Annotated in this window: 21 protein-coding genes and 1 riboswitch; all 21 genes read left to right on the plus strand. The window is 49.0% G+C overall.

Annotated elements, in window-relative coordinates; translation table 11 throughout:
• The first annotated feature begins 22 nt into the window (after positions 1 to 22).
• The 21 genes from MTR82_RS06090 (at position 23) to icmF (ending at position 23,092) form a co-directional block, all read left to right on the plus strand.
• Positions 23 to 433, plus strand: coding sequence for a YwiB family protein (locus tag MTR82_RS06090; protein ID WP_052650647.1), 411 nt, complete (start codon positions 23 to 25; stop codon positions 431 to 433).
• Positions 430 to 2,091 (plus strand): arginine--tRNA ligase, encoded by a 1,662-nt coding sequence (gene argS / locus MTR82_RS06095; protein ID WP_246808287.1) that lies wholly within the window; start codon positions 430 to 432, stop codon positions 2,089 to 2,091. The genes MTR82_RS06090 and argS overlap by 4 nt, the downstream gene beginning before the upstream one ends.
• A gap of 47 nt (positions 2,092 to 2,138) precedes the next feature.
• A riboswitch (cobalamin riboswitch) is annotated at positions 2,139 to 2,324 on the plus strand.
• A gap of 136 nt (positions 2,325 to 2,460) precedes the next feature.
• On the plus strand, positions 2,461 to 3,438 hold the full coding sequence (locus tag MTR82_RS06100) for an ABC transporter substrate-binding protein (protein ID WP_246808288.1): 978 nt from the start codon (positions 2,461 to 2,463) through the stop codon (positions 3,436 to 3,438).
• 7 nt (positions 3,439 to 3,445) lie between these two features.
• Positions 3,446 to 4,423, plus strand: a complete 978-nt coding sequence (locus tag MTR82_RS06105; RefSeq protein ID WP_425023880.1) for a FecCD family ABC transporter permease — start codon at positions 3,446 to 3,448, stop codon at positions 4,421 to 4,423.
• 1 nt (position 4,424) lies between these two features.
• Positions 4,425 to 5,885, plus strand: a complete 1,461-nt coding sequence (locus MTR82_RS06110; RefSeq protein WP_246808291.1) for an adenosylcobinamide amidohydrolase — start codon at positions 4,425 to 4,427, stop codon at positions 5,883 to 5,885.
• Entirely contained in the window at positions 5,882 to 6,835 is a 954-nt protein-coding gene (gene cbiB / locus MTR82_RS06115) for an adenosylcobinamide-phosphate synthase CbiB (RefSeq protein ID WP_246808293.1), read from the plus strand. Before MTR82_RS06110 ends, cbiB begins: the two co-directional genes overlap by 4 nt.
• Positions 6,822 to 7,901: a pyridoxal phosphate-dependent aminotransferase gene (locus MTR82_RS06120; RefSeq protein WP_246808295.1), complete on the plus strand. Its 1,080-nt coding sequence runs from the start codon at positions 6,822 to 6,824 to the stop codon at positions 7,899 to 7,901. Before cbiB ends, MTR82_RS06120 begins: the two co-directional genes overlap by 14 nt.
• On the plus strand, positions 7,883 to 8,431 hold the full coding sequence (locus MTR82_RS06125; protein WP_246808297.1) for a bifunctional adenosylcobinamide kinase/adenosylcobinamide-phosphate guanylyltransferase: 549 nt from the start codon (positions 7,883 to 7,885) through the stop codon (positions 8,429 to 8,431). The genes MTR82_RS06120 and MTR82_RS06125 overlap by 19 nt, the downstream gene beginning before the upstream one ends.
• On the plus strand, positions 8,394 to 9,206 hold the full coding sequence (cobS, locus tag MTR82_RS06130) for an adenosylcobinamide-GDP ribazoletransferase (protein WP_246808299.1): 813 nt from the start codon (positions 8,394 to 8,396) through the stop codon (positions 9,204 to 9,206). Before MTR82_RS06125 ends, cobS begins: the two co-directional genes overlap by 38 nt.
• Positions 9,170 to 9,763 (plus strand): histidine phosphatase family protein, encoded by a 594-nt coding sequence (locus MTR82_RS06135; RefSeq protein WP_246808301.1) that lies wholly within the window; start codon positions 9,170 to 9,172, stop codon positions 9,761 to 9,763. Before cobS ends, MTR82_RS06135 begins: the two co-directional genes overlap by 37 nt.
• On the plus strand, positions 9,715 to 10,125 hold the full coding sequence (locus MTR82_RS06140) for a bifunctional adenosylcobinamide kinase/adenosylcobinamide-phosphate guanylyltransferase (RefSeq protein WP_246808303.1): 411 nt from the start codon (positions 9,715 to 9,717) through the stop codon (positions 10,123 to 10,125). Before MTR82_RS06135 ends, MTR82_RS06140 begins: the two co-directional genes overlap by 49 nt.
• The gene (locus MTR82_RS06145) at positions 10,122 to 10,709 is read left to right on the plus strand and encodes a cob(I)yrinic acid a,c-diamide adenosyltransferase (protein WP_246808305.1); all 588 of its coding nucleotides are present in this window, start codon (positions 10,122 to 10,124) and stop codon (positions 10,707 to 10,709) included. The genes MTR82_RS06140 and MTR82_RS06145 overlap by 4 nt, the downstream gene beginning before the upstream one ends.
• A gap of 1 nt (position 10,710) precedes the next feature.
• Positions 10,711 to 11,184, plus strand: a complete 474-nt coding sequence (locus MTR82_RS06150; RefSeq protein ID WP_246808306.1) for an ECF transporter S component — start codon at positions 10,711 to 10,713, stop codon at positions 11,182 to 11,184.
• Entirely contained in the window at positions 11,184 to 11,876 is a 693-nt protein-coding gene (locus tag MTR82_RS06155; RefSeq protein ID WP_246808308.1) for an alpha-ribazole-5-phosphate synthase, read from the plus strand. The genes MTR82_RS06150 and MTR82_RS06155 overlap by 1 nt, the downstream gene beginning before the upstream one ends.
• Positions 11,877 to 12,181: 305 nt before the next feature.
• On the plus strand, positions 12,182 to 14,320 hold the full coding sequence (locus tag MTR82_RS06160) for a (Fe-S)-binding protein (protein ID WP_246808309.1): 2,139 nt from the start codon (positions 12,182 to 12,184) through the stop codon (positions 14,318 to 14,320).
• Between the two features lie 498 nt (positions 14,321 to 14,818).
• Positions 14,819 to 16,015 (plus strand): acetyl-CoA C-acetyltransferase, encoded by a 1,197-nt coding sequence (locus MTR82_RS06165; protein WP_246808311.1) that lies wholly within the window; start codon positions 14,819 to 14,821, stop codon positions 16,013 to 16,015.
• Positions 16,016 to 16,017: 2 nt separating this feature from the next.
• A complete protein-coding gene (locus tag MTR82_RS06170) occupies positions 16,018 to 16,869 on the plus strand; it encodes a 3-hydroxybutyryl-CoA dehydrogenase (RefSeq protein WP_246808312.1) in 852 nt (283 codons plus the stop codon).
• A gap of 16 nt (positions 16,870 to 16,885) precedes the next feature.
• Complete coding sequence (locus tag MTR82_RS06175) at positions 16,886 to 18,022, plus strand: acyl-CoA dehydrogenase (protein WP_246808313.1); 1,137 nt, start codon at positions 16,886 to 16,888, stop codon at positions 18,020 to 18,022.
• A 15-nt stretch (positions 18,023 to 18,037) separates the two neighbouring features.
• Positions 18,038 to 19,177, plus strand: coding sequence for an acyl-CoA dehydrogenase (locus MTR82_RS06180; protein ID WP_246808314.1), 1,140 nt, complete (start codon positions 18,038 to 18,040; stop codon positions 19,175 to 19,177).
• A 15-nt stretch (positions 19,178 to 19,192) separates the two neighbouring features.
• Positions 19,193 to 19,834 carry a TetR/AcrR family transcriptional regulator gene (locus MTR82_RS06185; RefSeq protein WP_246808315.1) on the plus strand — a complete coding sequence of 214 codons (642 nt, stop codon included), beginning with the start codon at positions 19,193 to 19,195 and terminating at the stop codon, positions 19,832 to 19,834.
• 6 nt (positions 19,835 to 19,840) lie between these two features.
• On the plus strand, positions 19,841 to 23,092 hold the full coding sequence (icmF, locus tag MTR82_RS06190; RefSeq protein ID WP_246808316.1) for a fused isobutyryl-CoA mutase/GTPase IcmF: 3,252 nt from the start codon (positions 19,841 to 19,843) through the stop codon (positions 23,090 to 23,092).
• The last annotated feature ends 483 nt before the right edge of the window (positions 23,093 to 23,575 follow it).

Consider the following 23,575-nt stretch of genomic DNA (forward strand, 5'->3'; position numbering starts at 1 on the left):
TCGACAGGAAGGCGGAAGCGTTTTGAAAAAATCCGTACAAATCAAACTGACAACGAAAATCCGCCAACCGGATGTTGAAGAGCAAGTGTTGGAAATGTGGTCGGAAGGCACAAAGACGGTTAAAAACAACCGGCTTTATTTGCAGTATGAGGAGCAGCTTGAAGAGCTCAGCATCCGGACGACCGTGAAGATCAGCGAAGATGAAGCAGTAATTATGAGAAGCGGAGGCTTGCAGATGCGGCTGCCGTTTTTATTACATAAAGAGCAAACGGGAAATTTAACGAATGAACAGGGGTCTTTCATGCTGACGACCAAAGCGCACGAATTGTCGGCAACCGATACGCGTTTCAAAGTTCGATACGATCTGGCGATGGGCTCGTCCCATGTCGGGGAATACGAAATGGAAATACAATTTATGGAGGGTAAATCATGAATGCAGTAGAAAAAGTGCAACAAGCCATCAAAACGGCTATTAGCGAAGCGGTCCAAAAAGCCGAGTTAACAACCGAACCAATGGATATCCATTTGGAGTCGCCAAAAGACAAAGCGAATGGCGATTATGCCACGAATGTTGCGATGCAATTGACACGCATCGCGAAAAAAGCGCCGCGTGCGATTGCGGAAGCGATTGTGGAAAACATGGATAAAGAATCGGCGAATATTGAAAAAGTGGAAATTGCAGGCCCGGGCTTTATCAATATCACCATCAAAAAAGATTATTTGCTGGATGTCGTCAAAACCGTATTGGAGCAGAAGGAAGAGTACGGCCGCACCAATTCAGGCGCAGGCGAACGCATCCAGGTCGAGTTCGTTTCAGCGAATCCAACCGGCGACTTGCACCTAGGACATGCCCGCGGATCCTCTGTCGGCGACTCGCTTTGCAATGTGCTTGACCTTGCAGGCTATGACGTTTCACGCGAATACTACATCAACGATGCCGGAAACCAGATCAACAATTTGGCGCTTTCGATCGAAGCCCGTTATTTTGAAGCGCTTGGCCAAGGCGACAGCATGCCGGAAGACGGCTACCGCGGCCAAGACATTAAAGATATCGCAGAAGACCTGGTAAAAGAACACGGCGATAAATTTGTTGCGATGACGCACGAAGAACGTTTTGAAGCATTCCGCAAACACGGTTTGAAAGTGGAGCTGGCGAAGCTTCAGCAGGACCTTGCGGATTTCCGCGTGGAATTTGATGTCTGGTATCCTGAGTCTTCTCTATATGAAAACGGAAAAATCGATAAGGCGTTGGCAAAACTCCGTGAAAATGGGCATGTCTATGAAGAAGACGGCGCTACATGGTTCCGCTCCACAGCATTCGGCGACGACAAAGACCGCGTATTGATCAAGAACGACGGATCTTATACGTACTTGACGCCGGATATCGCTTACCACGAAGATAAATTGCAGCGCGGGTTTGATAAATTGATCAATATTTGGGGAGCTGACCACCATGGCTACATTCCGCGTATGAAAGCGGCAATCGAGGCGCTTGGCTACGACCGCGACACGTTGGAAGTGAACATCGTACAAATGGTGCAGCTATACAAAGACGGCGAGAAGATGAAAATGAGCAAGCGTACCGGCAAAGCTGTGACGATGCGTGAATTGGTCGAGCTTGTCGGCTTAGACGCAGTCCGCTATTTCTTCGCGATGCGCTCAGGCGATTCGCATATGGACTTCGATTTGGACTTGGCCGTTTCCCAGTCCAATGAAAATCCGGTTTACTACTCGCAGTATGCGCATGCCCGCATCTGTTCGATTGTGCGCCAGGCAGAAGAGCAAGGCTTTACTGCCTCAACGGACCATTTGGACTTATTATCTTCAGAAAAAGAAGTGGATGTCTTGAAGAAAATCGGTGATTTCCCGAAAGTGGTTGCCGATGCTGCGAAGCTGCGTGCACCGCACCGCATTACGACGTACATCCAAGAACTTGCTTCGAACTTCCATAGCTTCTACAATGCCAATAAAGTATTGGATGCGACAAATGAAGATTTGACGCGTGCCCGTCTGGCTTTGATTACAGCGGTTCGGACGACGATTGCGAATGCATTGAAAGTAATCGGCGTTTCAGCACCGGATAAAATGTAAACTTTCTGTTTTTCAAATGAATGTGTATAATGAAAATGAATCAATTGAATAGTTGAAATCATAAAGGTGCTTATGTGTAACCGCATAAGTTAAAAGGGAAGCCGGTTCGAATCCGGCGCGGTCCCGCCACTGTAAGTGTGAGCAATCTGTTGAAGCCACTGGAGCAAGACTCCGGGAAGGCGCAGAAAGCGTTGAGCACGAGCCAGGAGACCTGCCTTTATGAAACGCCCCATTAGCCTGCGAGGACCGGCTGGATGCATAGTTTTCTTTATGCCGTCCTTTCGTCCTTCCGCAGTCCTATCTATGCGGAAGGATTTTTTTATTTTTAATGCATTAAAACAGAACATCAAGAGAAAAGGGGATACAGCAATGAAAAAAGTTTGGAAGTTTGGAATGAGTGCGGGTATGGCGGCTTTGCTGCTGGCAGGCTGTGGTGAAGAGGCAGCACCGGTAGAAGAACAGGACGTAGAAACACCGGCAGAACCGCCAAAAGAGGTGGCGGAAGTCGAATTCCCGGTAACTTTAACGGATGCTGTCGGCGAAGAAGTGGTGATTGAAGAAGAGCCGGATGCGATTGTCTCGATGGTGCCTTCTAATACGGAAATCGCTTATGAACTGGGATTGAGTGAAAAGATGGTCGGGGTTTCCGATTTTGATAATTATCCGGAAGAAGCAGCAAGCGTTGAGAAAATTGGCGGACAGGAATTCAATGTGGAAAAAATCATTAGCCTGCAGCCCGATATCGTATTAGCGCATGAATCGAATTTAGGAATCGGAGACGCTGGATTGCAGCAGCTTCGAGATGCTGGCCTAGATGTATTTGTAGTTGAAGAAGCTACCACTTTTGATGAAGTTTTTGAAACGATGACCATCATCGGGCAAGCGACAGGCACCATGGAAGAAGCGGATGCGCAAATTTCAGAGATGGAAGCGCAATTGGACGAAATCGAAGAAATGTCTGCAGAAGTAAAAGAACCGAAAAAAGTATTTGTCGAAGTGGGAAGTACGCCGGAAATCTATACGACCGGAACGGGCACGTTCATAGACGAAATGCTGTCAACGATTAATGCTGAAAACATCGCCGGCGATCAGGAAGGATGGGTCAGCATGGATCCGGAAGCGATCGTCAGCAGCAATCCGGACGTAATTGTTACTACTGAAGGCGCATACGTACCAAATGCGGTCGAGCTCATCATGGGACGCAATGGTTTTGCTGAAATCACAGCAGTACAAGACGAAGCGGTTTATAACCTCGACTCGGACAAATTGACACGCCAAGGCCCACGAGTGACAGAAGGATTGCTGGAGCTTGCACGAGCAGTATATCCAGAGGTCTACGGTGAATAAAAACCTGATCGCCTACACGATATCCCTCATTTTATTGGCGGGAGCTGTAGTGTTGGGTGTAACGGTCGGCACGGTAACGATTTCGCCGCGGGTGCTATGGAATCCATCTTCGGATGAAACAGCAGCTAATATCCTTTGGAATATTCGGATGCCGCGTGTGGTTTTGGCAGGCCTTGTCGGAGCGGCGCTTGCTATTGCCGGGGCAGCTTTTCAAGGGCTGCTGAAAAATCCATTGGCCGATCCTTACACGTTAGGAGTGTCTTCCGGTGCCTCAGTAGGTGCCGTGACGACGCTCTTTTTCGGCATTACCATCCCTTTTTTAGGAATTTTCACCTTACCGGTCATCAGTATGGCGGGCGCGCTGGCCACGATGTTGGCTGTCATGGCATTTGCCAAATTAGTGGACCGGTCGATGAAGATGGAAACGGTGATTTTGACTGGAATCATTTTCAGCTCTTTTCTCGGCTCGGTCATTTCTCTGATGATTGCTTTGACAGGGGAAGAGCTGCGCCAGATTATCGGTTGGCTTCTTGGTTCCGTTTCCATGCGCGGCTGGCCTTACGTGCAAATGGCGTTGCCATTCCTCCTCATCGGCTCGTTTCTATTGTGGCTGAACCGCAGAGAGTTGAACGCCATGCTTTTTGGTGAAGAACGGGCACAGCATCTTGGCGTCAATATCAAAAGGAGCAAAATGATGATTTTGGTCAGCGGTTCGGTTCTGACTGGTGCAGCCGTTGCCGTTTCCGGAACGATTGGATTTGTCGGGCTCGTGGTTCCGCATATGGTTCGCTTGCTGTGGGGATCGGACCATCGGCATGTGCTGCCGCTATCCTTTATCAACGGAGCCGCATTGCTGATCGTCTGTGACTTAGTTTCACGTACGATCATTTCGCCGACGGAACTTCCGATTGGCGTGATCACCGCCTTTATCGGCGCGCCCGTTTTTGCTTTTATCTTTTTCCGCCAACGCAAAGGAGTGGCTTAATATGTTGAAAATAGGAGGCTTAAGCGGCGGGTATGGGGACCGGAATATTGTCCAGAACGTTTCTTTTGCCGTAGCGAAAGGAACCATGCTCGGCATTTTAGGTCCGAACGGCAGCGGCAAATCGACCTTGATGAAATTGATCAGCGGCGTATTGCCGGCATCTTCCGGCACGGTCGAAATCGGTGGCAAAGAAATAGGGGCATTTCAAGCGAAAGAACTGGCGAGAGAAATGGCAGTGCTGCCGCAGCTTCACGCCCATGCGTTTGCCCATACGGTCCGCGAAACGATTGAGCTTGGCCGCTACCCGCATCAAAGCGGCTGGTTTTCTTCCTGGTCAAAGGAAGATGAAAGTGAAGTGCAGGAAGCGATGCGTTTGATGAACATCAGCCAATATGAAAAGACACAAATTGATCAGCTGTCAGGCGGAGAACAGCAGCGGGTTTTCGTGGCGCAAGCTTTAGCCCAAAACGCCCGCGTTCTATTATTAGACGAACCAACCAATCATTTGGATATCAACCACCAAAAGGAATTATTAGACACGATTAAAAAACAGGCAATCGAAAAAAATCTGACGGTCGTTTCGATTTTCCATGACATCAATATCGCCTCCATGTATTGCGACCAGCTCTTGCTATTGGATCAAGGGCAGATTGTCCGCATGGGCGAGCCGCACGAAGTTGTAAGAGCGCAGGATATCGAAACGGTTTACCATACACGCGTCAGCAACCATCCCCATCCCGAGCTCCCAAAACCGCAGATTACCTTGCTGCCCGGAGTGGAGCGGAAAGCTGCCGCTGCGAAAATAGCAGCCGAGGATTTTCTGGTTTCGCCTGAAATGGTCCTCTACCAAAGTGAAATGCCTTTGAAAACTGTTTCTTCCGCGGTCATCAATGCGGGTTCAGGCTGGTTCCGTACTTTTATCAACCGCCATGTGGACATGAATTACAATATCGACGACAGCGTTCAGGAAATGACCGGGTTTATTGAAAATAAAGGCTTCAAGCCGACAGAAACCGTCGGCATGATGACGGCTGTGCGAACCGAACATGCGGTGGTAAAAGAGTATGAAGGAGATTTCGGGTCCGTCGTCATTGCCGTGACCGCAGGGGTAGGAAATGCCGTCGATGTCTCAAAAGCGGTTGAACGGGAAGTTGGCGTCGGTACGATCAATACATGGATCATGGTCAATGGCCATTTGTCGGACGAGGCGTTTATCCAAGCGATGATTACGGCGACGGAAGCCAAAACAAAAGCGCTTCATCAAGAAGGAGTAAAAGATCCGTTGACAGGCACGATTGCTACTGGAACTTCGACAGACAGCTGCCTCGTATCCGCTACGCAGCAAGGCGGATATTTGCCGTATGCCGGACCCATTACAGAACTGGGCAAATTGATTGGTACGGGTGTTTTTGAATGCACTGTAGAAGCACTTGAATCCTATCGGCAGGCGAAAGCGCAATGATGGCGCATATCGCGGCGATTGCGGTTGGCCTCATAATCGACCGGACCATCGGCGATCCGCCGAATTGGCCGCATCCGGTTCGCTGGATCGGATCGCTCATTATGAAGCTGACTCGAAAGTTGAACCGTGCGCCACATGCGTTTCGCAATGGTTTCTTGCTAGTCGCTTTAATGGCTGGCGGTGCTTTTGCGATTGCTTATCTGATCGTCAGCTTAGCTTATGAAGTGCACGGAATAGTGGGCTTCTTTGTTGAAGCTGTATTGATCGCGGTAGGACTCGCACAAAAAAGCTTGAAGGACGCAGCAGAAGAAGTGCATCAGCCGCTTTTGCGGAAGGACTTTTCAAAAGCACGCGAAAAGCTATCCTGGATTGTCGGTCGGGATACCGAGCACTTGAACGAAAGCGAAATCACAAGAGGCGTAGTCGAAACCGTTTCCGAAAATACAAGCGATGGCGTCACGGCTCCTTTGTTTTGGACGTTCTTGCTGGGTGCACCCGGGCTGTGGATGTATAAAGCGGTCAATACGTGCGACTCGATGGTCGGTTATCAAAACGAGCAGTTTAGCCGATTCGGCTATGCTTCTGCCAAATTGGACGATGTGCTGAATTTTATCCCGAGCCGGATTACGGGAGCGATTATTCTTCTGTCTACACGAAATAAAAGAGGGCTTACCTTACGTCAGCGTTTTGCTGAATGGCTGCGCGATGCTCCGAAACATCCAAGTCCGAATAGTGGCTGGCTGGAAGCTGCGACTGCCATCCAGCTTGGCATTGAACTAGGCGGCGTCAATACTTACAAAGGGGTTCAATCCGTCCGTGCGCGAATGGGGACGCCAATTTTTAAATTGGAAGCCCATCACATTCAAGAAACCATAGCGCATATGCATCTAGCCGTCTTTTGGTTTTATATTTTATTTGCAGGAGGAGCGATGATTTTTGAAATTGCCTGACCATGGAGCGAATCCGCACCTGCTTTATCAGCAATTGAATATCGACTATCCGGAACGGATTTTGGATTTCAGTGAAAATGTCCATCCGTTTGGACCGCCGGAATTCATCCGGAATTCGTGGCATTCGCTGTTGGAATTGATCGAACGCTATCCGGATCCGGAAGGGGAGCCTTTTCGGAGTGCCGCTGCCCGTTTCCACGATGTTCCAATGGAGCGAGTAGTGACAGCGAATGGGGCAGCTGAAATTTTTACATGGCTTGCCCGCCGGTATCAAAAAAAGAAAGTGGTGCTCATTGAACCGGCTTTTTCCGAATACCGCAAAACCCTGGAAGCGGAAGAAGCCCAAATCGTAACCGTCCAATTGACGGAGAAAAACGGCTGGCAGCTTGATAGTGAATTATTGTCATCTTCCTTAAAAGGCTGTGCCGCTGTTTATATTTGCAATCCGCATAATCCGACCGGCCTGCTGATCGAACAGCCGCAGATGGAGTTTATTGCGGAGGCGTGCAAAAAGGAAGGCTGTGAATTGGTGATTGATGAAGCCTTCATCGATTTTGCGGGGGAGGCTTTTTCATTTATTCCGCGCCAATCGTCTTACCCTCAAACCATAATCGTCCGATCGATGACAAAAATGTACGCGATTGCCGGACTCCGGCTCGGTTATGCAATTGGCACCCTGGAAATCATGCAGGCGCTAAAACAAGGAGCGGCACATTGGAATGTCAACGCCATTTCCGCTCAAATCGGAGCCGAATGTTTTAAAGAACAGATTTACAGGGAGCGAGTAATTGCTTCGGCGAATGAAGAACGGGAGCGCATGGCAGCCTTTTTAAAAGGCGTTCAATGCAAGGTGAGTGCATCCGCAGTAAATTTCTTATCTTTCAAACTGCCGGAAGAAAAAGATTCCTGCCGGTTTTTCATCGATTTTCTTGAGCAAGGCTTTGTTCTTCGGCATACCAAATCGTTCCGGGGAATGGATGGCGAATGGTTTCGCATCGGCATGAAGACACCTGCGCAAATGGATCAATTGCAGGAGGCGATCGGCAGATGGCTAATGGACAATTGATCTTTGTGAGCGGAGGTGTCCGCAGCGGGAAAAGTGCGTGGGCTGAACGGAGAATTCGAGAATCGGCTGGAAGTCGAAAAGTTTATTTAGCGAGCGGGCAAGCCCATGACACCGAAATGGTGAAGCGCATCAACCGCCATCAGGAGGACAGGGACGGCCAGGGCTGGGTCACCATCGAACAGCCGCTGCACTTGGAAAAAGCGCTTCCGTATATAGAGAGAGGCGACGCGGTCTTATGGGACTGTGCAACGACTTGGCTCGCCAATGAATTATATGAAGGTTGGGAAAAGGGGGCTCCGTGTGCGGACCAGCCGGGGTGCATGGAAACGAAATGGGCAGCTTTGCAGAACACGATCCAAAATCTGCAGAGCCGGACAAAACTGCTGGTCATCGTGTCGAATGAAGTGCTGGATGATTTCATCCGGGATGAAATGTATCAGCGTTGGCTTGGGCGCATCCATTGCTGGATCGCTTCACAGGCAGGCGAAGCGTATGAAATGGAAAACGGCATGGCCCAGAAAAGGAAGTGACGGCAGGATGCGGCATTTAGCGAATGGAATCGCATTAGCATTTCAATTTTTCTCAGCCATTCCAGTGAAAAAGGAATTGCCGATGGAGAAAAAAGACATCACCGCAATGTATATGGCTTTGCCCCTTCTCGGGCTGTTCTTTGGCGGTGCAGCGGCAGTTATGGCGCTTGTATTCAGGGATTTCACAGAACTCAGCTCATTAATTGCCGCATTCTTCATCACGGTTCTTTTTGCTGCTTTAACAGGCGGTTTGCATCTGGACGGGCTGGCGGATGCAGGAGATGCCTATTTCTCTTATCAGCATCGGGAAAAACGGCTTGAAATTATGGCCGATCCCCGAATCGGTGCCTTCGGAACGATGGTGCTGCTATTTGCGGTAATCGGAAAAATCCTTATTATTTCAGAAGTTATTTATCACGTTTCGCTAACAGCAGTTTTATTCATTCCCTTTTTGTCGCGAACGGGCCTCTTGCTGCTATTCAGTACGCTTGGAAGTGCCAAAAAGGATGGGCTCGCCTTCTTTTTTCAGAATAAAGCGAATAAAAAAAGTTTGATCGCCGTTTCCTTCATTTATATAGCAATTGTACTAGTCGTGCTGGTTATCGTGTGCGGCTGGCAGCTGGCTTTTGCGCAATTCATCGCCTTTGCTGTTTCAATAGGGCTTTACCGGAATTGGTGCAAGCGCCATTTCGAAGGCGTGACTGGAGATTTGTTTGGTGCATATTTGGAAGGGGTGGAATGGCTATTATGGGCAATTCTTTTATTCTTCATTTGATCCGCCACGCACCGACTGCCGGGAACCAGGCGAAACAATATATCGGCTGGACGGATGAAGCGGTGCTGCCGTTTAAGGCAGAACCGGATGCGTCGCAGATAGCCGTTTGGGGAAGTGATCTGAAAAGATGCCGGCAAACGGCAGCCTGTCTTTTTCCCAATGCGGTTTATCATGCGTCACCAGATTGGCGCGAATGTCATTTCGGGGAGTGGGAGCAGAAAACGTATGCAGAACTCGAGAGCAACGGTTTGTACCGAAACTGGGTTGATGATCCGTTCCATTTCGCGCCGCCGAATGGAGAAAGCCTTCATCAGCTGGCGACGCGTATTGAAAGGGCTGTAAAAGCATTGCCGGATGGAGATGAATTTACCATTTTGACTCACGGTGGTCCAATCCGGTATTTATTGGCCAGAGCGACTGGCGAATCAATTCAGCAGCAAACCGCATCGCACGGGCATCGAATTACATTGGTTTGGAAAACCCGGAAAGCCGTGGAGGAGGGAGATTTATGCATATCGTTTTCGGCGGTGCCTTTAATGGCAAACGTGAATACGTAAAAAAACGGTTAGCGGGCCAGGAAGTGGATTGGTTTGAGAGTAAACTTCCAAAAAGTCCGGCGGTTTCCGCGGCAATAGTAGTCGCTGGAATCGAACACCGCATCAAATCCCAATTGGCCAGTGGGATCTCCGAATTTCACATTCGTGAAGAGCTCCAAGAGATGCTGGCTAAGTACAAAGATAATAAGTTGATTTGGGTATTAACCGACATGAACCGGGGAATCGTACCGATCGATCCGCTCGAACGCGAACTGCGCGATGTGCTCGGCAGGATCTATCAATTTTTATTCTCCGAAGCGACTGAAATTACACGGATTTGGTACGGCATACCACAAAACTTAAAAGGCGGGGATGGAAGATGAAAATCTACACAAAAACAGGCGACAAAGGGCAGACGGGTTTAATCGGGGCGCGGGCGGATAAAGATGCACCGCGCGTTGAAGCTTACGGAACGATTGATGAAGTCAATTCGTTTATCGGCAAAGCGATGACAGAGTTGGATGCAGAAAAGTACGCCGATTTGTTGGCGGATCTGGAAGCCATCCAAAACGAATTGTTTGATTGCGGCGGGGATCTTGCAGATGTCCGGAAAGAGCCGAATTACAAAATGACCGAACAGCCGGTGGAAGTGCTGGAATCGCGCATTGATGACTTGATGGAAGAGCCGCCGCTTCTCGAGCGTTTCATCTTGCCGGGCGGATCGCCAGCTGCAGCCACTTTGCATATCGCACGGACAATCACACGCCGGGCAGAACGGCAAACAGTGACTTTGATGAAATCAGGGGAAGAATTTCCATCGGTCGTGCAGCGCTATTTGAACCGCTTGTCCGATTACTTGTTTGCAGCAGCCCGTGTGGTGAATTCGCGTGCAGGAGTGCCGGATAACGAATACGTCAGAAGTGCGAAAGTCTTCAAAAACGGCGGCCGTGCGAAAAAGCGGGATTAATATGAAGACAAAGACGCTTGCCCTCACTGCTCTATTTATCAGTTTAGCTGCAATCGGCGGCTTATTGAAAATTCCAGTCGGCATCGCTTCGATCGCATTCGATTCCATGCCGGCGTTAATTGCCGCCTTATTTTTGTCAGCCCCGCTTGCTGGGACAGTGGCTGCGGCCGGCCATTTACTATCTGCGATGCTCGGCGGTTTTCCGCTCGGTCCATTTCATTTTCTGATCACGTTTGAAATGTTTGCGGTTGTTTGGCTGTTTGCGAAGATGAGTGAACATGGGTGGAATAAATTGAGATGGCCGGCGTTTGTTATAGGGAATGGAATCATTGCCACCATCCCGTTCTATTTTTTATTGTCTCCCGCATTTTTCTATGCTTCTGTTCCAGGGCTCTTGCTTGCGGCAGCGATTAACGCCGGCGTTGCCGCAGTCGTTATGCCCTTCATGTTCCGAGTTGGCGAGAAGGTGAGCTGATGCGAAACGGGATCGAACTGGATGGCTGGGTGATTACATCTGATAACTCAGCGGGAATCGGCGGCAAGGAGTTGGATGAAGTCAATGCACCGGACCAGCTAACTGCAAAATTTGCAGCCCGTGTTGCCTTGCTTGAACAATGGGCGGCCGGAAGTGAACCGGAAGCTGTACTCGTCCACAATTTCAGCGGGGATGCGCAATGGGCTTCCTATAAGGCTGGCATCGAAGAAATTTTCCGAGAAGCAGATATGGACGTGCCGCAAATCGGTGGAAGTTCCGAGACGAATATGGCGACGCTGCAATCCGGCATTGCGGTGACGATGCTTGGCCGACAGCAGCGTCACTTCGTTTCGGAAGGACTGCAATGGTATGTCTACGGGAAGCCGCTCGTCGGTGAAGCTGTACTTGCACAAAAAGAAGCGGTTGCGGATTTGAAGAAAATCCGCGCAGCCATCCAAAGCGGACTCGTCAAAAGGATTTGGCCAATTGGCTCTAAAGGCATTGAAGCAGAAGCCCGGCAGTTATTCGGTGCAACTGCAGCCGTTTTTGCAGATGTTCAATTGGATGTATCCGCTGGTCCGGCCTGCTGCGTACTGCTCGGTGTAGAAACAGAGCGGACAAAGGAAACCGCTCTGTTTTTCGGTAAATTTTTTGAACCATTGATTGTAGAACGGGAAAAAGGGAGCGTTTAAGACGCTGCCTTTTTTCTATGGGCAATAATTCGGCCCCAAGGTTCACGTGCAGCAATTTCGAAATTTAAATATCTGACACAATCCTGGATCCCTTGATATCAAGCCGATGAGAGCGATTCCAGAAAAAGCTTTTATTCAACTGGAGCCTGTGTATAATAAAAAGATGAAACCCCTTTCAAATAACAGTTGACTGAATGCTCATTCATATTCTAAACTAGAAATTAGCATCGACATTTAAAAAGGGTTCAAGTACACTTCGCGTAAGGAATTTTTGGAATTTACACATAAAAAAGGGGGATAACATCATGGAGCCATTGCTCATTGCAAACTGGGTCTTCTTCATAGCCATCTTGGGGTATGCAGTTTATCTATTTATTTATTTGCTGAAAACGCGCTACGATTTCATCAAACTCGGCAAGAAAGTCGAATTTGAAGAAAACTTTAAAGAACGTTTCCGCAAAGTCATGGTCAACGTTTTTGGCCAAAAGAAATTGATGAAAGATAAGAAGAGCGGAACGATTCACGTTATGTTCTTCTACGGTTTCTTATTGGTGCAGGCAAGCGCCATCGATTTTATTATCAAAGGGTTAGTGCCTGGAGCGCATTTGCCATTAGGGCCGCTTTATCCGGCGTTCACGTTCTTCCAGGAAATCGTCACATTGACGATTCTGGTTGCGGTTGTTTGGGCGTTCTATAGAAGATACATCGAAAAGTTGGTGCGCTTGAAGCGCGGCTGGAAATCCGGCTTGGTGCTGATTTTCATCGGCGGATTGATGGTATCTGTCCTTGTCGGAAACGGCGCAAGCATGATTTGGCTCGGACACGAAACAGCTTGGACAGAGCCTGTGGCATCTGTCTTCGCAACGCTCTTCTCAGGACTTCCTGAAACAGCGGCAGCAGCAATTTTCTACGTAATGTGGTGGGCGCATCTCTTGTTCCTATTAACATTCCTGGTTTACGTGCCGCAATCGAAGCACGCGCATTTAATCTTTGGACCAGTCAATACTTGGTTCCACCGTGTGGACCATGTCGGCCGTTTGAAGCCAATCAATTTTGAAGAGATGGAAGATGAAGAAGATGAAGAAGCGATGCCTTCATTCGGCGTCGGCAAAATCACCGACTTCAGCCAGTCGCAAATGATCGACTTCTACGCTTGCGTTGAATGCGGGCGCTGCACGAATATGTGTCCGGCAACCGGAACAGGGAAAATGCTGTCTCCGATGGACCTGATTACAAAACTTCGCGACAATTTGACGAATACAGGTGCAGTTATGACGCGCCAAAAACCGTGGGTGCCGGCAATGGCGTTCAACGGCACAAAAGGGAACCAGCTGGCAATGGCTGCAGGTGCTGAAGGGGTCTCTATCGACGAACTTTACAGCCCGAGCTTGATCGGAGATGTCATCACAGAAGAAGAAATCTGGGCATGTACGACTTGCCGCAACTGTGAAGACCAATGTCCGGTTATGAACGAGCACGTGGATAAAATTATCGACCTTCGCCGTTACCTTGTAATGACGGAAGGGAAGATGGACAAGGACGCTCAGCGCGCGATGACAAATATCGAGAAGCAAGGGAATCCTTGGGGCCTTAACCGCAAAGAAAAAGAAAACTGGAGAGATGCACGTCCAGATATCTCAATCCCGACTGTAAAAGAAATGAACAAAGCAGGCGAAGAATTCGAATTCCTATTCTGGGTAGGTTCCATGGGATCATTCGACAGCCGCTCTCAGAAAATCGCATTATCGTTTGCGCGTTTGATGAACGAAGCCGGCGTGAAATTCGCGATTCTTGGCAATAAAGAAAAGAACTCCGGCGATACGCCAAGACGCTTAGGAAATGAATTCCTATTCCAGGAACTTGCAACAGCGAACATCAAAGAATTCGAAAAAGCGGAGATCAAGAAAATCGTGACGATCGATCCGCACGCATACAATATCTTCAAAAACGAATACCCGGATTTCGGCTTTAAAGCGGAAGTTTACCACCACACGGAAATGCTGTTTGAGCTCGTGCAAGAAGGCCGACTGAAACCGCAATTCCCGGTAAATGAAAAAATTACCTTCCATGATTCCTGCTACCTCGGTCGATACAACGACGTTTACGACGCACCGCGCGAGATCTTGAAATCAATCGAAGGCGTCGAATTGGTCGAAATGGTCCGGAACCGCCAGGACGGCATGTGCTGTGGAGCCGGCGGCGGATTGATGTGGATGGAAGAAGACGCGGGACACCGCGTCAACGTAGCGCGTACGGAACAAGCGTTGGAAGTAAACCCAACCGTCATCTCATCTGGATGCCCGTACTGCTTAACGATGTTGTCGGATGGAACGAAAGCAAAAGAAGTAGAAGAAACTGTCAGCACTTACGACGTAGCAGAACTTCTGGAAATGGCAGTCATCGGCAGCCAGACACCGGAATTAGAACCGGCAATCGTTCAATAATTATTGCCAAAACAACAAAAACTCTATAAGATAGAACCATAAGCAACAGAAAAGAAAGGGAGTCTAACCACTCCCTTTTCTTTTGAACCAAAATCCGAGCGAGCGTTCAGTCAACATCTGATGCCGCAGGGAACGCGGCATCAGATGTTTGCCTCGAAGCTAGCGCAGCGATACAGGCGCAATAGTATTAAGCGACACCAAGTATGAATTTGCGACGAAGCAGCGAAGCGATGCAGGAGCAAATGGTTTGTCGAAGCTAGCGCAGCGGTGCAACGCACTTCCATGTTTCGAAGCAGCGAAGCGATGCAGAAACAGAGGCAATAGTATGAAGCGATGCTAAGTATAAAATTTGCGCCGAAGCAGAAATTCATGCAAAGATCCATAAACATCATGTAGAACCACAATCACTCCATATACAACTTGATTTTATTCACATCAAGAATTTTTTTAGGCCGCTATGAAACCGTTTACACCTACACAAAGGGGAGGAAAAAGAAAATGGCAAAAACAGTGATTATCGAAGGGGCACGGACAGCATTCGGGAAATTCGGCGGAAATTTGAGTACGCTGACAGCAAGCGAGCTTGGGGCAGCGGCGATCAAAGAAGCGATGAAGCGCGCAGGCATTGAACCGGAGCAAGTGCAGGAAGTCATCATGGGCAACGTGCTCCAAGCAGGGCAGGGGCAGATTCCTTCTCGCCAGGCAGCGAAAAAAGCAGGTATTCCGTACAGCGTTAAATCGGAAACAATCAACAAAGTCTGTGCATCGGGCATGCGCAGTGTGACGCTTGCAGATCAAATCATCCGTTTGGGCGACGAAGAAGTGATTGTTGCGGGCGGCATGGAATCAATGTCCAATGCGCCGTATTACTTGCCGAAAGGCCGATGGGGGCTTCGCATGGGCGATGCTCAAGTGATTGACGGGATGGTTCACGACGGATTGTCTTGCTCTTTCCATCCGGATCGCGTGCACATGGGAACATACGGCAACTCTACAGCAGAAGAGTTCGGCTTGACGCGTGAAGCGCAAGACGAATGGTCCGTGCGTTCGCATGAACGAGCGATCAAAGCGAAAGACCTTTTTGCTGAAGAAATCGTACCGATTGAAATTCCACAGCGCAAAGGGGATCCAATCACAGTTGATGTAGATGAAGCGCCGCGTGCGAACTCAACAATCGAAGCACTTGCGAAATTGAAGCCGGCATTTGGAAAAGACGGCACAATTACGGCTGGGAATGCACCAGGGATCAATGATGGGGCAGCGGCATTCGTCTTAATGAGCGAAGAATGCGCACAGAAAGAAGGCAAGAATCCGCTAGCGCATATTTTGGCGCATACGGAAGTGGCGATTGAGCCGCACCGTTTCCCCGAAACACCGGGAATTGTCATCAATGAATTACTGAAGAAAACCGGGAAATCCCTGGACGACATCGATTTATTCGAAATCAATGAAGCATTTGCAGCCGTCGCTTTGGCAAGTTCGAAAATTGCTGGGCTGGACGCTGAAAAAGTGAATGTAAACGGCGGGTCGGTTGCGCTTGGGCATCCAATCGGAGCAAGCGGATCACGCATCATCTTAACGCTTGCCTATGAATTGAAGCGCCGCGGCGGCGGAATTGGCATTGCAGCCATTTGTTCCGGCGGCGGCCAAGGCGATGCAATCATGATCGAAGTACCGAAACAGGAGGCAAACTGACAATGGCGATTCAAAACGTAATGGTAATTGGTGCCGGCCAAATGGGTTCAGGCATCGCGCAAGTTTGCGCACAAGCAGGATTCAACGTGAAATTGAATGACATGAAACAAGAAGCCTATGACCGCGGAATCGGGACGATTACAAAAAACTTATCCCGCAACGTCGAAAAAGGACGCATGACAGAAGACGAGAAAACAGCGGTCCTTGGCCGCATTACCGCTTCTCTTGATTTGAAAGATGCACATGATGCAGATATCGTCATCGAAGCTGCGGTAGAAAATATGGAAATCAAACACAGCATTTTCAAAACGCTGGATGAAGTGGCGCCAAAGCATGCGATTTTGGCATCAAACACATCATCGCTTCCAATCACAGAAATTGCGGCGGTTACAAACCGTCCGGAGCAAGTGATCGGCATGCATTTCATGAATCCGGTACCGGTCATGAAATTGGTCGAAATCATTCGCGGACTTGCGACTTCGGATGAAGTGTATCAGGCAGTGGAAGAAATGACGCTCAAACTTTCCAAGACACCGGTTGAATGCAACGACTTTCCAGGATTCGTCGCCAACCGCATTTTGATGCCGATGATCAACGAAGCGATTTTCACGCTGCAGGAAGGCGTAGCGACAAAAGAAGCGATCGACGACATCATGAAACTTGGCATGAATCACCCGATGGGGCCGCTGCAGCTTGCTGATTTTATTGGCCTCGATACTTGCCTTTACATCATGGAAGTGCTGCATGACGGATTCGGCGACAGCAAATACCGTCCGAGCCCATTGCTTCGCCAGTACGTGAAAGCCGGCTGGTTAGGCAAGAAAACGGGCCGCGGATTTTATGAATACAGCTAATTTAGGGGGAATAGCAATGGATTTGCGATTTACAGAAGAACAATTGATGATGCGCAATATGGTGCGTGATTTTGCAAAAGAAGAAATAGCACCATTTATCGACCGGATGGAAGAAGGGGAATTTCCCCGCGAAATCATCAAGAAAATGGGCGGACTTGGCTTGATGGGCATCACCGCACCTGAGAAATACGGCGGTTCCGATATGGACTTCACTTCTTATATCAGCGCCATTCATGAATTGTCAAAAGTCAGTGCAGTTGTCGGTGTAATTTTGTCCGTTCATACGTCAGTCGGCACGAATCCGATTTTGAACTTCGGTACAGAAGAGCAGATCCAGCGCTATGTTCCGAAATTGGCTTCAGGCGAATATTTGGGGGCATTTTGCCTAACAGAACCGGCTGCCGGCTCTGATGCAGGCAGCTTAAAGACAAAAGCAGTGTTGAACGGCGATCATTACGTCTTAAACGGCTCAAAAGTATTTATCACAAACGGCGGAGAAGCGGATACATACATCGTTTTCGCGTCGACAAAACCGGAAGCAGGATCGCGTGGAATTTCTGCATTTATTGTGGAAAAGGATTTTCCGGGCTTGGTAATCGGCAAAGATGAGAAGAAAATGGGGCTTCACGGTTCACGGACAGTGCAGCTGACATTCGATAATATGAAAGTGCCGATTGAAAATCTACTGGGCACAGAGAATAAAGGCTTTAGCATCGCCATGGCGAATTTGAACGTCGGACGCATCGGGATTGCGGCACAGGCACTCGGCATCGCAGAAGCGGCTTATGAACATGCAGTAGCTTATGCGAAAGAGCGCGTGCAGTTTGGCAAACCGATTTCACAGCAGCAAGGCGTCGGCTTTAAATTAGCGGATATGGCAACACAAGTGGAAGCGGCAAAATTGCTGGTCTACCAGGCGGCTGATCTTTATGCACAAGGCAAAGACTGCAATAAGCAAGCTTCAATGGCGAAATTATTCGCATCAAAAGCAGCAATGGACGTTTCCATCGAAGCCATCCAAGTTTTTGGCGGCTATGGCTATACGGAAGATTATCCGGTCGAGCGCTTATTCCGCGACGCGAAAGTAACGGAAATCTATGAAGGCACGAGTGAAATTCAACGCATTGTCATCAGCAAGCAACTATTAAAATAATTGGGGGAAATGAAAATGAATTTTCAATTGAGCGAAGAACATGAAATGATCCGCAAAATGGTACGCGATTTCGCAAACAACGAAGTGGCGCCGACAGCTGAAGAACGCGACGAAGAAGAGCGTTTTGACCGCGAAATTTTTGACAAAATGGCAGAGCTTGGATTGACGGGGATTCCGTGGCCGGAAGAGTATGGCGGAATCGGATCGGATTATTTGGCTTACTGCATCGCGGTGGAAGAATTGTCCCGCGTCTGCGCTTCAACTGGCGTAACGCTATCAGCGCATACGTCGCTTGCCGGCTGGCCGGTATACACATTCGGAACAGAAGAACAGAAGCAGAAATACCTTCGCCCGATGGCAGAAGGTACGAAAATCGGTGCCTACGGTTTGACGGAGCCAGCTTCAGGATCGGATGCAGGCGGCATGAAAACTTCCGCGAAAGAAGACGGCGACCATTACATCTTGAACGGTTCAAAAATCTTCATTACAAACGGCGGCATTGCGGACATCTACATCGTTTTCGCAGTGACAGACCCAGAATCGAAGCATAAAGGCACGACAGCGTTCATCGTCGAAAAAGACTTTGAAGGATTCTCAGTCGGCAAAAAAGAGAAGAAACTCGGGATCCGTTCAAGCCCGACAACGGAAATCATTTTTGACAACTGCCGCGTACCGAAAGAAAACGTGCTGGGTGAACTCGGCCAAGGCTTTAAAATTGCGATGCAGACGCTTGACGGCGGACGCAACGGCATTGCTGCCCAAGCAGTAGGAATCGCACAAGGTGCAATGGACGCTGCTATCGACTACGCGAAAGAGCGCGAGCAATTCGGCAAACCGATTGCTGCGAACCAAGGCGTATCATTTAAATTAGCGGATATGGCGACGTCAATCGAAGCTTCACGTTTGTTGACGTACCAAGCAGCGTGGCTTGAGTCGAACAAACTTTCATACAGCAAAGAATCGGCAATGGCGAAATTGATGGCTGGAGACACAGCGATGAAAGTAACGGTAGAAGCGGTTCAAGTATTTGGCGGCTACGGCTATACAAAAGACTATCCGGTAGAACGTTTTATGCGTGATGCGAAAATCACTCAAATCTACGAAGGCACACAGGAAATCCAGCGTTTGGTCATTTCCCGTATGGTCACTAAATAACCGGAGGGCTGCTCTATGAACAAAAAGCGTGAAATTCAGTCCTCCGTAAAAGACGAAAGCCTGATTGAAAAGCGCCGTGCACAGATGATCCGCGGCGCTGTCACGCTTTTTAAAGAAAAAGGCTTTCACCGGACGACGACGAGAGAAATTGCCAAAGCATCAGGTTTCAGCATCGGCACACTCTATGAATACATCCGCACGAAAGAAGATGTCCTGTATCTGGTGTGCGACTCGATCTACGACGAAGTGCATGCACGGCTCGATGCGCTCGACGTTGATAAAGGTTCGCTGGATGTACTGATTACGGCAATCGAACATTATTACAGCTTAATCGATGATATGCAGGACGAATACGTGGTCATGTACCAGGAATCGAAATCGCTGCCAAAAGATGCGCTTCGCTACGTGCTGGATAAAGAAATGGAAATGGTGTCTCTATTTGAACGGCTGCTTACAGAGTGTGCGGACAGCGGAGAAATCGCCATGGCGCCGAAAGAAATTAAACTGGCGGCCAATCATTTATTCGTCCAGGGCCAGATGTGGGCATTCCGCCGCTGGGCACTTAGGGATTATACGATTCAGGAATTCATCGAGCTTCAAACGAAATTTCTGCTGCAAGGGATGGCAGGGGAAAAAACTACGCTACGGGGGGTTTAATAGATTATGGCGACAATTCAAGAAGAAACGAAATACAAGCCGCAAAATCATGTTCGCTTCGTCACGGCATCCAGCCTTTTTGACGGACACGACGCATCGATCAACATCATGCGCCGCATTTTGCAGGCAAGTGGGGCTGAAGTGATCCACTTAGGCCATAACCGTTCGGTCGAAGAAGTGGTCAATGCAGCCATCCAGGAAGACGTTCAAGGAATCTGCATTTCCTCTTATCAGGGCGGCCATATGGAATACTTTAAATACATGTACGATTTGCTGCAGGAAAAAGGCGCTGGCCACATCCGCATTTACGGTGGTGGAGGCGGCGTTATCCTTCCGCGCGAAATCAAAGAATTGGAAGAGTACGGCATTGCCGGCATCTTCTCGCCTGAAGACGGCCGCAAATTGGGCCTTGAAGGCATGATTCTGGAAATCGTCAAAGAATGCGATTTCTCGACGATTAAAGAGACGCCTGCTTTTGATGTGATTTCAGCTGACGAACCCGTCGCTTTGGCGAACTTGATCACGGCAGCCGAAGAAGCACACACACGTGAGCTGGATACCGATAAATTGCTTCAGGCAGTACGTGCTCAAACGAAGAATACGCCAGTCCTCGGCATCACCGGAACAGGCGGCGCCGGAAAATCTTCTTTAACGGATGAACTGATCCGCCGTTTCCTGTCTGAACTTCCGGATAAGAAAATCGCGATTCTCTCAATCGATCCGACGAAACAAAAAACGGGCGGTGCTTTGCTTGGCGACCGGATTCGCATGAATGCGATCTTCAATAAACGCGTCTTCATGAGAAGTTTGGCGACCCGCGGTTCAAGAACTGAAATCTCCAGCGCATTAGGCGATGTCCTCGATGTCGTCAAAGCGGCAGATTTCGATTTGATCGTGGTGGAAACAAGCGGAATCGGCCAAGGGGATGCGGAAATCGCTAATTTCTCCGATGTTTCTATGTACGTCATGACAAGCGAATTCGGGGCGCCGACGCAGCTTGAGAAAATCGATATGATCGATTACGCAGATTTGATTGTCATCAATAAATTCGAGCGCAAAGGTTCAGAAGATGCGCTTCGCCAAGTGCAAAAGCAGTTCCAGCGCAGCCATCTGTTGTGGGATAAGGAATTGGACGAAATGCCGGTATTCGGCACGATCGCAAGCCAGTTCAACGACAAAGGCACAAACTCGCTTTTTGCGGCGCTCGTGCACACTGTCAACGAAAAATGCGGCACAGATTGGACAACGGATTACGACCAATTCGTCAAAACGCAAAAAGAGAACTTGATCATTCCGAATGACCGCCGCTATTATTTGCGCGAAATTACGGATACGGTCCGCAACTACCATGCGAAAACGCAGGCACAGGCAGCATTTGCCCGCCGTTTGTTCCAATTGGAAGGCGCCATCGAAGCGGTCAAAGAAAAAGCGCCGGATGATGCACTGGTCGAATCGCTTCAATCACTCGCATACGGCGTACGCGATGAGTTGACGGCGGAATCCAAGCGCATTCTGGAAAACTGGAAACAGCTGAAAGAAGCATATGCCGGCGACGAGTTCGTCACTACAGTCCGCGACAAGGAAATCCGCACGATTTTGCGTACGGAGAGCTTATCCGGATTGAAGATCCCGAAAGTCGTCTTGCCGAAATTCGAAGACTACGGCGAGATTTTAAAATGGGTTTATTTGGAAAATGTTCCAGGTTCATTCCCTTACACAGCTGGAGTATTCCCGTTCAAACGGGAAGGCGAAGATCCGAAACGCCAGTTTGCGGGTGAAGGAACGCCTGAACGGACAAATAAACGCTTCCACTATTTGTCGAAAGACGATGATGCGAAACGCTTATCGACGGCTTTTGATTCCGTAACGCTTTACGGCGAAGATCCAGACCACCGTCCGGACATCTACGGAAAAGTCGGCGAGTCGGGCGTGTCGATCTGTACATTGGATGACATGAAGAAATTATATGCAGGCTTTGATTTGTGTGCACCGTCCACTTCGGTCTCGATGACGATCAACGGGCCGGCGCCGATCATTTTGGCAATGTTCATGAACACGGCAATTGATCAGCAAGTGAAAATAAACGAAGAGAAATTCGGCCGTCCATTGACGCTGGAAGAGTTCACGGAAGTCCGTGAATCGACGCTTCAAGTGGTCCGCGGAACGGTTCAAGCGGATATCCTAAAAGAAGACCAAGGCCAGAATACGTGCATCTTCTCGACGGAATTCGCGCTTCGCATGATGGGCGACATCCAGCAGTATTTCATCGACCATAAAGTGCGCAACTACTATTCGGTATCGATTTCCGGCTACCACATTGCGGAAGCGGGAGCGAACCCGATTTCACAGCTGGCGTTCACGTTGTCAAACGGCTTCACGTACGTGGAATATTACTTGAGCCGCGGCATGAACATCGATGATTTTGCTCCGAACTTGTCGTTCTTCTTCTCGAACGGGCTGGACCCGGAATATACAGTGATCGGACGCGTCGCACGCCGCATTTGGGCAGTCGTGATGCGCGACAAATACGGCGCAAACGAACGCAGCCAAAAGCTGAAATACCATGTGCAGACTTCAGGACGCAGCCTTCACGCGCAGGAAATCGACTTCAACGATATCCGCACGACGCTGCAGGCATTGATGGCGCTGCAGGATAACTGCAACTCACTGCATACCAATGCTTACGATGAAGCGATTACGACACCGACAGAAGAATCGGTGCGCCGCGCCATGGCAATCCAAATGATCATCACAAAAGAACATGGCTTGTCGAAAAATGAAAATCCGCTGCAAGGTGCGTTCATCATCGAAGAAATGACGCAGCTGGTTGAAGAAGCGGTATTGCAGGAATTCGACCGCATCAACGACCGCGGCGGCGTTCTTGGCGCAATGGAAACGCAATACCAGCGCGGCAAGATCCAGGAAGAATCCATGCATTACGAAATGAAGAAACATACAGGCGAGTTGCCGATCATCGGTGTCAACACCTACTTGAATCCGAATCCGCAAAGCGATGACGATATCAATGCGATGGAAATTGCCCGGGCGACGACCGAAGAAAAAGAAACACAAATTGCCAACTTGCGCGCTTTCCAGGAACGCAATGCTTCCGAAGAAGCGCTGAATCGCTTGAAGCACGTAGCGAAATCCGGAGGCAACATCTTCGAAGAATTGATGGAAACCGTAAAAGTCGCAAGCCTTGGCCAAATCACGACAGCGCTATACGAAGTCGGCGGACAGTATAGACGGAATATGTGATAGGAAAAGTGAAAGTGCCTGTTCAGCTCTGAAAGACATAAGACGGACCGCGAGGAGGCTGTTGCCGCCGCAGTGGGCTGGCTTATGACCCGAGGAGTTGGCTGATGAAGCTGGACAAAGAAAAGCGGGATCGGCCGTTCAGCTCCGAAAGGCATAAGACGGTTTGAATAAGGATGAAAGTGGTTCGCGGATGCTCCGCGAACCACTTTTTCTTCTTTTTTATTGAAAATAGATAGGTTACGGGCGATTAAATAAAGTTGCGCGCGTTCAAAAGAAAATGCGCGCGTTCAAACGGATTTGCGATCGTTCAATGAAAAATGCGCGCGCTCAAAAGGATTTGCGCGCGTTCAGCCGAATTTTGCGGTTTTCCAGCCGGAAGCAAGCGAATTTATTCACTGCCCGGAAGGACTGTGAGTCGATAAGGATAGCAATTTTCTGTATAATAGAAGAAAGTTCACCGTAGAAAACAAAAAGGATGATCAT

Source organism: Planococcus ruber (assembly GCF_022819085.1).
In the GTDB taxonomy this organism is placed as follows: domain Bacteria; phylum Bacillota; class Bacilli; order Bacillales_A; family Planococcaceae; genus Planococcus; species Planococcus ruber.